Origin of the sequence: Klebsiella sp. D-Nf1 (assembly GCF_002810515.1) — a bacterium.
Taxonomy (GTDB): Bacteria; Pseudomonadota; Gammaproteobacteria; order Enterobacterales; family Enterobacteriaceae; genus Klebsiella; species Klebsiella variicola.
The window spans coordinates 199,182-211,294 of the sequence record NZ_PIOK01000002.1; the positions used below are offsets into that span (position 1 = coordinate 199,182).

Here is a 12,113-nt window from a genome sequence, read left to right on the forward strand (position 1 = left end):
GACGTTGCGATTAACAATGTCCATCACCAGGGACCCAGGAAGAACGGTCCCGGCCTGCGCAGAACTGATGAGCCTGCCTTCTGTCAGCAGCGAATAATTCTAAGCGATTTGGGTTTTAGAGGTAGCTATGCTATTAATTTTTCGAGTAATTTTTGTGGTCATTTATTGCATCGTAGTGTGCATACTTGGCTGTTTGTACTGCTTGTTCAGCCCGCGTAATCCAAAACATGTCGCCACTTTCGGCCATCTGTTTGGCCGCTTATCTCCGGTATTTGGCCTGAAGGTAGAACTGCGTAAACCTGCCGATGCGGAAAGCTATGGCAACGCGATCTACATCGCTAACCACCAGAACAACTATGATATGGTGACGGCGTCGAACATCGTGCAGCCGCCGACGGTCACCGTGGGTAAAAAAAGCCTGCTGTGGATCCCGTTCTTTGGCCTGCTCTACTGGCTGACGGGCAACCTGCTGATTGACCGTAATAACCGAACCAAAGCGCATGGCACCATTGCTGAAGTGGTGAATGCGTTTAAAAAGCGTAAAATTTCGTTCTGGATGTTCCCGGAAGGAACCCGTAGCCGCGGCCGCGGCCTGCTGCCTTTTAAAACCGGTGCCTTCCACGCAGCGATTGCCGCTGGAGTGCCGATTATTCCGGTGTGCGTGTCCAACACATCGAACAAAATTAAGCTCAATCGCTGGAACAACGGTCTGGTGATTGTTGAGATGCTGCCGCCGGTGGATACCAGTCAGTTCGGTAAAGACAACGTGCGCGCGCTGGCGACGCATTGCCGCGAGCTGATGGCCGCCAAAATTGCTGAGCTGGACAACGAAGTGGCCGAGCGCGAAGCGGCTAAAAAGTCATAAGACAGGAAACGCCGCCAACGCGCGCGTATTGCTGGCGGGAAACGAATTCCCTTTTTCATTTGTCAGTATGTCATGGAGTTAATATGTCACTCAGTCGGCGTCAGTTTATTAAGGCTTCCGGCGTAGCGCTGTGCGCTGGCGCCGCGCCGCTGAAAGCCCATGCCGCCGGCCAGCAGCTCGCGCTGCCGGTTCCGCCGCTGCTGGAATCGCGTCGCGGTCAGCCGCTGTTTCTGACGCTGCAGCGTTCGCACTGGTCGTTTACGCCAGGCACTCGCGCCCCCGTCTGGGGGATCAATGGCCGCTACATGGGGCCGACGATCCGCGTCTGGAGCGGGGACGACGTCAAGCTTATCTACAGCAACCGTCTGACTGAGAATGTCGCGATGACCATCCGCGGCCTGCAGGTGCCTGGCCCGCTGATCGGTGGCGCGGCGCGCATGATGTCGCCGAACGCCGACTGGGCGCCGGTGCTGCCTATCCGCCAGAGCGCTGCCACCTTGTGGTATCAGGCCAACACGCCGAACCGGATGGCGAAGCAGGTATACAACGGCCTGGCCGGCATGTGGCTGGTGGAAGATGAGGTCAGCAAGAACCTGCCAATCCCTAACCACTACGGCGTTGATGACTTCCCGGTGATTATTCAGGACAAGCGGCTGGATAACTTCGGCACGCCGGAATATAGCGAACCGGGGAGCGGCGGCTTCGTTGGCGATACGCTGCTGGTTAACGGCGTGCAGAGCCCGTATGTCGAAGTGTCGCGCGGTTGGGTGCGCCTGCGCCTGCTGAACGCCTCCAACTCGCGGCGCTATCAGCTGCAGATGAGCGATGGCCGACTGCTGCATGTGATTTCCGGCGACCAGGGGTTCCTGCCGGCGCCTGTCTCGCTCAAACAGCTGTCGCTGGGGCCGGGGGAACGGCGTGAAATTCTGATCGATATGACCAACGGCGATGAAGTGTCCATTACCTGCGGCGAAGCGGCCAGCATTGTCGACCGCATCCGCGGCTTTTTTGAACCGTCAAGTATCCTGGTCTCCACGCTGGTGCTGACCTTGCGGCCGACCGGGCTGCTGCCGCTGGTCACCGACAGCCTGCCGGTGCGCCTGCTGCCGACCGAACTGCTCTCCGGCACGCCGATCCGCAGCCGGGATATCACCCTCGGCGACGATCCGGGTATCAACGGCCAGCTGTGGGATCCGCAGCGTATCGATATCACGGCGCAACAGGGGACCTGGGAGCGCTGGACGGTGCGTGCCGACCGCCCGCAGTCGTTCCATATTGAAGGGGTGATGTTCCAGATCCGTAACGTCAACGGCTCGACGCCCTTCCCGGAAGACCGTGGCTGGAAGGACACCGTGTGGGTCGACGGGCAGGTTGAACTGCTGGTCTACTACGCCCAGCCATCGTGGTCGCACTTCCCGTTCCAGTATCTGAGCCAGACGCTGGAGCTTGCCGACCGCGGCTCGATTGGCCAGATGCTGGTGAATCCGGCGCCGTAATCTTCGCAACCCTGGCCGGAACACGGTCAGGGTTTGAGAAAATCCTCCTTCATTTCCACTATCATTCCGGCTTATAATCCACGCCCTTTTGGTTATTTTTTTATCATTTCCCCCGGAAGCAATATGAGCGCAATATCCCTGATCCAACCGGATCGTGACCTTTTTTCCTGGCCGCAATACTGGGCTGCCTGTTTTGGCCCTGCGCCATTTTTACCGATGTCGCGTGAAGAGATGGACCAACTTGGCTGGGATAGCTGCGACATTATTCTGGTGACCGGCGACGCCTACGTCGACCACCCGAGCTTCGGGATGGCCATCTGCGGCCGTATGCTGGAAGCGCAGGGTTTCCGGGTAGGGATCATTTCCCAGCCGGACTGGAACAGCAAAGAAGACTTTATGCGCCTGGGTAAGCCGAATCTGTTCTTCGGCGTGACGGCGGGCAATATGGACTCGATGATCAACCGCTACACTGCCGACCGTAAGCTGCGCCATGACGATGCTTACACCGCTGGCAACGTGGCGGGCAAGCGTCCGGACCGCGCCACCCTGGTCTACACCCAGCGCTGTAAAGAGGCGTGGAAAGACGTGCCGGTGATCCTCGGCGGCATCGAGGCCAGCCTGCGCCGTACCGCGCATTATGATTACTGGTCCGATACCGTGCGCCGCTCGGTGCTGGTGGACTCCAAGGCCGATATGCTGATGTTCGGTAACGGCGAGCGCCCGTTGGTGGAAGTCGCGCATCGCCTGGCGATGGGCGAATCCATCGACCAGATCCGCGATGTGCGCAATACCGCCATCATGGTGAAAGAGGCGCTGCCGGGCTGGAGCGGCGTCGATTCCACCCGCCTGGATACCCCGGGGAAAATCGACCCGATCCCGCATCCGTATGGTGAGGATCTGCCGTGTGCCGATAACAAGCCGGTTGCGCCGAAAAAGCAGGAAGCCAAAAGCATCACCGTGCAGCCGCCGCGGCCCAAACCGTGGGAAAAGACCTATGTGCTGCTGCCTTCCTTCGAGAAGGTGAAAGGCGATAAGGTCCTGTATGCTCACGCTTCGCGTATTCTGCACCACGAAACCAACCCCGGCTGCGCCCGGGCGCTGATGCAAAAGCATGGCGAACGCTATATCTGGATCAACCCGCCGGCAATCCCGCTCTCGACTGAAGAGATGGACGGCGTCTTCGCGCTGCCTTACAAGCGTGTGCCGCATCCTGCTTACGGCGACGCGCGTATCCCGGCGTATGAGATGATCCGTTTCTCGATCAACATTATGCGCGGCTGCTTCGGCGGCTGTTCGTTCTGCTCAATCACCGAGCACGAAGGGCGCATTATCCAGAGCCGTTCGGAAGATTCGATCATTAATGAAATCGAAGCCATTCGCGACACGGTGCCCGGCTTTACCGGGGTGATCTCCGATCTCGGCGGGCCAACGGCCAACATGTATATGCTGCGCTGTAAATCGCCACGCGCCGAGCAGACCTGCCGCCGTCTCTCCTGCGTCTACCCGGATATCTGTCCGCACATGGATACCAACCATGAGCCGACGATCAATCTTTATCGCCGCGCCCGTGAGCTGAAGGGCATCAAGAAGATCCTCATTGCCTCCGGCGTACGCTATGACATCGCGGTAGAAGATCCGCGCTATATCAAAGAGCTGGCAACCCACCATGTCGGTGGCTATCTGAAGATCGCTCCGGAGCATACCGAAGAGGGGCCGCTGTCGAAGATGATGAAGCCGGGGATGGGCAGCTACGACCGCTTTAAAGAGCTGTTTGATACCTATTCGAAGCAGGCGGGTAAAGAACAGTATCTGATCCCGTACTTTATCTCCGCCCACCCGGGAACGCGCGATGAAGATATGGTGAACCTGGCGCTGTGGCTGAAGAAACATCGATTCCGTCTTGACCAGGTGCAGAACTTCTATCCGTCGCCGCTGGCGAACTCGACCACCATGTATTACACCGGCAAGAACCCGCTGGGTAAGATTGGCTATAAGAGCGAAGAGGTGGTGGTGCCGAAGGGCGAGAAACAGCGCCGTCTGCATAAAGCGCTGCTGCGCTATCACGATCCGGCAAACTGGCCGCTGATCCGTCAGGCGCTGGAGTCGATGGGCAAGAAGCACCTGATTGGCTCACGTCGCGACTGCCTGGTGCCAGCCCCGACGCTGGATGAGATGCGCGAAGCGCGTCGCCAGAACCGCCATACTCGCCCGGCACTGACCAAGCACACGCCAATTGTGCATCAGCGTTCTAACGGTGAAGCGACGGCGAAAAAGCCCGTCAAACGCGGTAAAGTCGCCGGGCGTTAAGCCTGACGTTGTGCCCGGTAGCGTTTTGCTGACCGGGCCGGTTGGAGAGCCGGACAGGCGTCAGCGCTATCCGGCTTTTTTACATGTTAGCCGCCAAACTGATCCGGATCGGGCCCTAAACGCTTGCCCTGGTCCAGCTTGGCGATTTCGCTGAGTTCGTCTTTGTCGAGACGGAAATCCCAGACGTTAAAGTTCTCGGCGATACGCGACGGCGTCACTGATTTCGGGATCACCACCAGACCGCTATCAAGATGCCAGCGGATGACGATCTGCGCCGGCGTTTTGCCGTATTTATCGGCGAGCTGGTGGATGACTTTCTGATCGAAAACCCCTTTACCGCCCTGGGCCAGCGGGCTCCAGGATTCGGTCTGGATCTTGTGGGTGGCGTTCCAGGCGTGCAGCTGACGCTGCTGCAGCAGCGGATGGAGCTCAATCTGGTTGATCGCCGGGGCGACGCCAGTTTCATCAATCAGCTTCTGCAGATGCGGGACCTGGAAATTACACACGCCGATACTTTTTGCCAGCCCCTGCTGTTGCAGTTCGATCAGCGCCTGCCAGGCCTCGACGTAATGGCCGATCGCCGGCACAGGCCAGTGGATTAAATAGAGATCCACATAGTCCAGCTTCAGCTTGCTGAGACTCTCTTTCAGCGCCTCGTGCGGCCGTTTTTGATCGTCGTTCCACAGTTTGGTGGTGATAAAGAGCTCATCGCGATTGACGCCTGCGCTGTGCAGCGCGTTGCCGACGCCAGCCTCATTTTGGTACGCGGCGGCGGTGTCAAAAGAGCGATAACCGACTTCCAGCGCCTTATGAATGGCAGAGACGACTTCCTCGTTGCCAGCTTTCCACACGCCGAGACCCAGCTGCGGCATCAGGTTGCCGTCGTGTAGTTTTATAACGGTTGGATGTGTCATGCCTTCCTCCTGTTAATGAACTCGGCGAGGCAGAATCCGCCGAGGGGTAGCATTAAGTCTGGACGAAATAGCTAAAAACGGTAGTAAAAACACCTCTCCCCGACGTTTGTTTAACGTAAGGAGAGGTGAATCAGGCGGGGATAAATTAGCGGGCTGCCTCGTAAATACGGCGGCTGACGTCCAGCGTGATATCCTGATGTTCGCCCAGTTTGGTCATGCCGTGCTCTTCCAGTTTCGCCAGCAGCGCCGGGATGGAGCTACCGTCGAGACCGTAATCGGAGAGACGGGTCGGCACACCCATCTGCTCGAAGAACTGGCGCGTCGCGGCGATGGCGGCATCAATACGTTGGTCGTCGGAACCCTCGGTGATATTCCACACGCGCTCGGCATACTGCAGCAGTTTCGCACGTTTGCTGTCGCGCTTCTCATTCCACAGCGCCGGCAGAACGATAGCCAGCGTCTGGGCGTGATCCAGGCCGTGCATCGCCGTCAGTTCGTGGCCGAGCATATGCGTCGCCCAGTCCTGCGGCACGCCTGCGCCGATAAGACCGTTCAGCGCCTGCGTCGCCGCCCACATAATATTGGCGCGCACATCGTAGTTCTCTGGCTCCTGCAGCGCTTTGGGGCCATCTTCCACCAGCGTCAGCAGAATGCCTTCGGCGAAACGGTCCTGAATTTTGCCGTCAACCGGGTAGGTGACGTACTGTTCAACGGTATGGACGAAGGCGTCAACCACGCCGTTGGCGACCTGGCGCGGCGGCAGAGTATAAGTGTAAACCGGATCGAGGATCGCGAACTGCGGCTGAACGTGCGAAGACATAAACGCGCGTTTGTCGCCGGTGGTTTTCCGCGAAATGACCGCCCCTTTGTTTGATTCAGAACCGGTCGCCGGAAGAGTCAGAACCGAACCCATTGGAATGGCGCTGGCGATCTTATTGCCATAAGTTTCCAGAATTTCCCACGGATCGATAGCGACGTCGTAATGGGCCGCCGCGGCGATGAACTTGGTGCCATCCAGGACTGAACCGCCGCCGACCGCCAGCAGGAAAGTGACCTTCTCTTCACGGGCGAGCTTCACGGCGTTCATCAGGGTTTCGTAAGACGGGTTCGGCTCGATGCCGCCAAATTCAAGGACATCCAGGCCATTCAGGGCGGTGAGTACCTGATCCAGGACGCCCGTTTTTTTCACGCTGCCGCCGCCGTAGGTGATCAGTACGCGAGCCTCCGCCGGGATCTGTTCACGCAACTTTTCAATCGCGCCTTTACCAAACAGAATGCGGGTTGGGGTATGCAGGTCAAAATTATTCATTGCTAGTGTCCTCAAAAGAGTAAAACCGCCGACAGGGACGATACCGCTGCCAGATGACGGTTATTGTGGTCCTGGCGCCGTTGACCCTCAATGCACATTTCTGCCGATGTCTTGCCTATTTCTCCATGTGGCTGGAGAATTCTCGCCAGCCTGCGCACAATGTACGGGTGAAGAAACATCGGGAGGGACGGTGGCAATGCAACACGCACAGATATGTCAGATATTGACAGAGAAGGTTAACCATCTGAAAGATAAGCACGAACTGTTAAGTTCGCTGCTGCCTGACGTCCGCCTGCTGTATGGGACGCAGCCGGGTACCCGGACGCCGGTGATGTACCTGCCGGGGATCGTTTTTCTCTTTTCCGGCCATAAAATTGGTTATATCAATGAACGGACATTTCGCTACGACACAAATGAATATCTGCTGCTGACCGTGCCGCTGCCCTTCGAGTGCGAAACCTTTGCGACCCCCGAGGTGCCCCTCGCCGGGATGCGTCTGAACGTCGATATCCTGCAGCTGCAGGAACTCCTGATGGATATTGGTGAGGATCCGCTGTTTCAGCCCGCCGTCGCCTCCAGCGGGATAAATTCGGCGGTGCTTTCAGAAGATATTTTGTGCGCTGCCGAACGGCTGCTCGACGTTATGGATCGGCCGCTGGATGCCCGTATTCTTGGCAAGCAGATTATCCGCGAAATCCTCTACTATGTGCTGACGGGCCCCTGCGGCGGCGCACTGCTGGCGCTGGTCAGCCGGCAGACCCACTTCAGTCTGATAAGCCGCGTGCTGAAACATATTGAGAGCCAGTACACTGAAAACCTGAGCGTCGATCAGCTGGCGGCGGAAGCGAATATGAGCGTGTCAGCGTTTCACCATAATTTTAAATCAGTGACCAGTACCTCACCGCTGCAGTATCTGAAAACCTACCGTTTGCACAAGGCGCGCATGCTGATGATCCATGACGGCATGAAGGCCAGCGCGGCGGCGATGCGGGTGGGGTATGAAAGCCCTTCGCAGTTCAGCCGTGAGTTTAAGCGCTACTTCGGTATGACGCCCGGGGAAGATGCTGCACGTATTCGCACGATGCAGGGCGTGTAATATCGAGAGGGCAGGCCGGGCGGGCGCAGGCCCCCCGGCAGGTGGCCGTCAGGCGCTGCAGTATTTCTTTTTGATAACCACGAACAGTGTGCCGAGCAGGCCCGCGAGCAGCAGGACAATCGGCAGGATCATCAGGCAGGTCATCACCTGATCTTCATGGCGCTTCACAAACGGGATCATGCTCAGCGCATAGCCAAGACCGGTGACCACGCCGACCCACAGCAGGGCGCTCAGCCAGTTGAAGAACTGAAAGCGGCGGTTCGGCAGGCCGGAAATCCCCGCCATGGTTGGCAGCAGAGTGCGGACAAACGCCAGAAAGCGGCCAGCGAGCAGCGCCAGCAGACCGTGGCGATCAAACATACAGGTGGCGCGCTGATGGTACTTATGCGGCAGATGCGCCAGCCAGCCTTTCACCGTTTGCGTATTACCCAGCCAGCGCCCCTGCACATAGCTCAGCCAGCAGCCGAGGCTGGCGGCGGCGGTCAGAATGGCGATAGTGGGCACAAAGTCCATGACGCCTTTAGCAATCAGCGCGCCGGCGAGCAGCAGCAGGCTGTCTCCCGGTAAAAAGGACGCGGGCAGCAGCCCGTTTTCCAGAAACAGGGTGGCGAACATAACCAGATATACAACGCCCACAACGTGAGGGTTCGCCAATGCGGCAAAATCATGTTGCCACAGCGCGGCGACAATCTCTTGAATGACAACCATGGACTTTCCTAAGTGGTACCGTATTGTTGACTAGTGTACTCCTGAAGAGACCCGAGCACCTTGATCCCGGGCGCAACAAAAGCGGCCGCTTCGATAAAAAACGTCCGCCATTGTTGCCACTGACTGTCACTTTACACGATACGCGCGAAGCCCGCTGCTAAATCCGCCTGCAGATCGTCAACATTTTCGAGACCAATGTGCAGGCGGATCAGCGTGCCGCTGAAATCCACTTCAGCCTCCGGCCGAATATGGGCGATTTGCTCCGGCTGATTGGCCAGAATGAGCGATTCAAAGCCGCCCCACGAGTAGGCCATGCTGAACAGGCTGAAATTGTCGAGGTACTCGGCCAGCTCGGCGTCGCTAAGACGTTTGTTGAGCACAAACGAGAACAGACCGCTGCTGCCGGTGAAGTCGCGCTTCCAGAATTCATGGCCTTTACTGCCGGGCAGGGCGGGGTGGTTTACCCGCGCCACCTGCGGATGTTGCGCCAGCCACTCAGCGATGCGCAGGCTGCTTTCATGGTGCTGACGCAGGCGCACGCCCAGGGTGCGCAGACCGCGGCTGGTCATATAGGCGGTATCGGCGTCCAGCATTTGCCCCATCAGGTAGGCATTCTCACGCAGCTGCGCCCAGCAGCGCGCATTCGCCACCGCGGTGCCGACCATGCCGTCTGAGTGGCCGATCAGGTATTTGGTGGCTGCCTGAATGGAAATGTCGATGCCAAAATCCAGCGCTTTAAACAGGATCCCCGCCGCCCAGGTGTTATCGATCATGATAATCGCTTCCGGGGCAACCTGACGCACGGCGGCGACAATCGCAGGCACATCATGCACTTCCATGGTGATGGAGCCGGGCGATTCAAGGAACACCACGCGGGTCTCCGGCCGAATAAGATGGGCAATATCGGCGCCGATGAGTGGATCGAACCAGCTGGTGGTGACGCCGAGTTTAGCGAGAATTTTGGTACAAAAATCCTGGCTTGGCTCATAGGCGGTATTGGTCATCAGCACATGGTCGCCCTGCTCGACAAACGCCAGGATGGTGTTGGCCACCGCGGCCGCGCCGCAGGGGAAGAGGGCGCAGCCGGCGCCGCCTTCCAGCTCGCACATCGCTTCCTGCAGCGAGAAGTGAGTCAGGGTGCCGCGGCGTCCGTAGAACAGCTCGCCGTTGGCCCGGTTGCGGGTGGCATGTTTTTTGGCTTCTACGGTGTCGAAAACCAGCGATGAAGCGCGCTGGATCACGCTGTTCACTGAGCCCTGGGTATATTTTTTGCTCCGCCCGGCGTTGACCAGCGCGGTATCAAGATGTTTATCAGCCATGTTGATGAACCTGTTTTTATACGTCTGGACGTCTAAACTAGCATGAATCTTCTTTTCTGTACCAGCGCGGCGCCGATACAGGCGAAAATTTTACCAGGCCCGCGGTAAGCCGCTTTTTTACTGCGTGAGCGCAAGGAAAATAAACGTGATTTGCTGCACAGTGTAAATACTAATGAGAACCACTATCAATTCGATGTCGTTTTGATATTATTGTGGGCAGATTTTGTGATTATCGTCGTGGAGATAGAGCGTGGGTAATAATTTGATGCAGGCGGATCTATCCGTTTGGGGTATGTATCATCATGCCGATATTGTCGTTAAGGTGGTGATGATTGGCCTGATTCTGGCGTCGGTCGTCACCTGGGCCATCTTTTTCGGCAAGGGGGCGGAAATCCTCGCCAGCAAGCGTCGCCTCAAACGTGAACAGCAGCAGCTGGCAGAAGCCCGCTCTCTCGATCAGGCCAGCGATATCGCCAGCGCCTTTGAAGCGAAAAGCCTGACCACCCAGCTTATCAATGAAGCGCAGAACGAACTTGAACTCTCCGCCGGTGCAGAAGACAACGAAGGCATCAAGGAACGAACCGGTTTCCGCCTTGAGCGTCGCGTCGCGGCCGTCGGTCGTCATATGGGGCGCGGCAACGGTTATCTGGCCACCATCGGCGCCATTTCGCCGTTCGTGGGGCTGTTTGGCACCGTCTGGGGCATCATGAACAGCTTTATCGGTATCGCCCAGACGCAGACCACTAACCTTGCGGTGGTAGCCCCGGGCATCGCGGAAGCGCTGCTGGCGACGGCCATCGGCCTGTTCGCCGCCATCCCGGCGGTAGTCATCTATAACATCTTCGCCCGCATGATCGGCAGCTACAAGGCCTCGCTCGGCGACGTCGCCGCTCAGGTGCTGCTGCTGCAAAGTCGCGACCTGGACCTCAGCGCCAGCGGTGTGAAGCCGGTGCGCAGCGCGCAGAAATTACGGGTAGGTTGATCGGCTATGGCGATGCGTCTTAATGAAAATCTGGACGATAACGGCGAAATGCATGAGATCAACGTGACGCCGTTTATCGACGTCATGCTGGTTCTGCTGATTATCTTTATGGTGGCTGCGCCGCTGGCGACGGTTGACGTAAAGGTGAATCTGCCGGCCTCTTCCAGCCAGCCGCAACCGCGACCGGAAAAACCTATCTATCTGTCGGTGAAGGCGGATAAGAGTATGTTCCTTGGCAACGACCCGGTGACCGAAGCGAATATGATTAACGCTCTGGATAGCCTGACTGCCGGCAAAAAAGATACCACCGTCTTCTTCCGCGCGGATAAAACCGTCGATTACGAGACGATGATGAAAGTGATGGATACCCTGCATCAGGCGGGCTATCTCAAGATCGGGCTGGTGGGCGAAGAGACCGTCAAAGCCAAATAATCCGATGACGCTTCTGAAAGGCTGGCCACGCGCCGGCCTTTTTTTATGGCCGTTTGTCGGCGACGTGTTGGCCTGGCGTTGCCATCACGTTATCTGTCTGAGATATAATGTCGCTTCTTTTTGTTAACTAACAGGATTATATGGAACGCTTTCTGGAAAACGCTATGTACACTTCGCGCTGGCTGCTGGCACCGGTTTATTTTGGCCTTTCGCTGGGGCTGGTTGCGCTGACCATCAAATTTTTTCAGGAGATCGTCCACGTTCTGCCGCATATCTTCAGCGTCAGCGAGTCGGAATTGATCCTGACGCTGCTGTCGCTGGTGGACATGACCCTGGTGGGTGGCCTGCTGGTGATGGTGATGTTCTCGGGCTATGAAAATTTCGTGTCGCAGCTGGATATCAATGAAGGGAAAGAGAAGCTGAGCTGGCTCGGTAAAATGGACGCCACCTCTCTGAAGAATAAAGTCGCGGCGTCAATTGTGGCGATCTCATCTATCCACCTGCTGCGGGTGTTTATGGATGCGAAAAATGTGCCGGACAACAAGCTGATGTGGTACGTGATTATCCACCTGACCTTCGTCCTTTCGGCCTTTGTGATGGGCTATCTCGATCGTCTGAACAAAGTGAAACACTGATCTCTTCTCTCCCGGCGGTGTTAGCCGCTGGGCTTTTTTCTCCCCCGTTT

11 protein-coding genes are annotated in these 12,113 nt (G+C 57.5%); 7 read left to right on the plus strand and 4 right to left on the minus strand.

Annotation, left to right across the window (positions count from 1 at the left end):
• Positions 1–127: 127 nt before the first annotated feature.
• The 3 genes from plsC (at position 128) to CWM54_RS10940 (ending at position 4,668) form a co-directional block, all read left to right on the plus strand.
• Entirely contained in the window at positions 128–865 is a 738-nt protein-coding gene (gene plsC / locus CWM54_RS10930) for a 1-acylglycerol-3-phosphate O-acyltransferase (RefSeq protein WP_061153300.1), read from the plus strand.
• Between the two features lie 83 nt (positions 866–948).
• Positions 949–2,361 carry a cell division protein FtsP gene (ftsP, locus tag CWM54_RS10935; RefSeq protein WP_061153301.1) on the plus strand — a complete coding sequence of 471 codons (1,413 nt, stop codon included), beginning with the start codon at positions 949–951 and terminating at the stop codon, positions 2,359–2,361.
• Positions 2,362–2,394: 33 nt separating this feature from the next.
• A complete protein-coding gene (locus CWM54_RS10940; RefSeq protein WP_165785922.1) occupies positions 2,395–4,668 on the plus strand; it encodes a YgiQ family radical SAM protein in 2,274 nt (757 codons plus the stop codon).
• A gap of 86 nt (positions 4,669–4,754) precedes the next feature.
• Here the strand turns inward: CWM54_RS10940 and dkgA are convergent, their stop codons facing one another.
• Both dkgA and yqhD read right to left on the minus strand, forming a co-directional pair.
• Complete coding sequence (gene dkgA, locus CWM54_RS10945; protein WP_061153303.1) at positions 4,755–5,582, minus strand: 2,5-didehydrogluconate reductase DkgA; 828 nt, start codon at positions 5,580–5,582, stop codon at positions 4,755–4,757.
• A gap of 145 nt (positions 5,583–5,727) precedes the next feature.
• Positions 5,728–6,891, minus strand: a complete 1,164-nt coding sequence (gene yqhD, locus CWM54_RS10950; protein WP_100697073.1) for an alcohol dehydrogenase — start codon at positions 6,889–6,891, stop codon at positions 5,728–5,730.
• A gap of 196 nt (positions 6,892–7,087) precedes the next feature.
• Between yqhD and CWM54_RS10955 the strand changes: the two genes are divergently transcribed.
• Positions 7,088–7,987, plus strand: coding sequence for an AraC family transcriptional regulator (locus CWM54_RS10955; protein WP_061153305.1), 900 nt, complete (start codon positions 7,088–7,090; stop codon positions 7,985–7,987).
• Positions 7,988–8,035: 48 nt separating this feature from the next.
• Here CWM54_RS10955 and yghB read toward each other — a convergent pair whose 3' ends face one another.
• Together yghB and metC are read right to left on the minus strand one after the other, a co-directional pair.
• Complete coding sequence (yghB, locus tag CWM54_RS10960; RefSeq protein WP_061153306.1) at positions 8,036–8,695, minus strand: DedA family general envelope maintenance protein YghB; 660 nt, start codon at positions 8,693–8,695, stop codon at positions 8,036–8,038.
• A 131-nt stretch (positions 8,696–8,826) separates the two neighbouring features.
• Positions 8,827–10,014, minus strand: coding sequence for a cystathionine beta-lyase (gene metC / locus CWM54_RS10965; RefSeq protein ID WP_100697075.1), 1,188 nt, complete (start codon positions 10,012–10,014; stop codon positions 8,827–8,829).
• Positions 10,015–10,264: 250 nt separating this feature from the next.
• On the opposite strand from metC, the gene exbB reads away from it, so the two are divergent.
• From exbB to CWM54_RS10985, 3 genes are all read left to right on the plus strand, one after another.
• Positions 10,265–10,996, plus strand: a complete 732-nt coding sequence (exbB, locus tag CWM54_RS10975; protein ID WP_004174395.1) for a tol-pal system-associated acyl-CoA thioesterase — start codon at positions 10,265–10,267, stop codon at positions 10,994–10,996.
• A 6-nt stretch (positions 10,997–11,002) separates the two neighbouring features.
• The gene (gene exbD, locus CWM54_RS10980) at positions 11,003–11,428 is read left to right on the plus strand and encodes a TonB system transport protein ExbD (protein WP_002916785.1); all 426 of its coding nucleotides are present in this window, start codon (positions 11,003–11,005) and stop codon (positions 11,426–11,428) included.
• Positions 11,429–11,568: 140 nt separating this feature from the next.
• On the plus strand, positions 11,569–12,063 hold the full coding sequence (locus CWM54_RS10985; RefSeq protein WP_008806498.1) for a TIGR00645 family protein: 495 nt from the start codon (positions 11,569–11,571) through the stop codon (positions 12,061–12,063).
• The last annotated feature ends 50 nt before the right edge of the window (positions 12,064–12,113 follow it).

Coding starts and splice junctions, on each gene's coding strand:
- CWM54_RS10985 (WP_008806498.1), top strand. CDS start 11,569: ATGGAACGCTTTCTGGAAAACGCTATGTACACTTCGCGCTGGCTGCTG.
- plsC (WP_061153300.1), top strand. CDS start 128: ATGCTATTAATTTTTCGAGTAATTTTTGTGGTCATTTATTGCATCGTA.
- exbD (WP_002916785.1), top strand. CDS start 11,003: ATGGCGATGCGTCTTAATGAAAATCTGGACGATAACGGCGAAATGCAT.
- dkgA (WP_061153303.1), bottom strand. CDS start 5,582: ATGACACATCCAACCGTTATAAAACTACACGACGGCAACCTGATGCCG.
- ftsP (WP_061153301.1), top strand. CDS start 949: ATGTCACTCAGTCGGCGTCAGTTTATTAAGGCTTCCGGCGTAGCGCTG.
- metC (WP_100697075.1), bottom strand. CDS start 10,014: ATGGCTGATAAACATCTTGATACCGCGCTGGTCAACGCCGGGCGGAGC.
- CWM54_RS10955 (WP_061153305.1), top strand. CDS start 7,088: ATGCAACACGCACAGATATGTCAGATATTGACAGAGAAGGTTAACCAT.
- yghB (WP_061153306.1), bottom strand. CDS start 8,695: ATGGTTGTCATTCAAGAGATTGTCGCCGCGCTGTGGCAACATGATTTT.
- yqhD (WP_100697073.1), bottom strand. CDS start 6,891: ATGAATAATTTTGACCTGCATACCCCAACCCGCATTCTGTTTGGTAAA.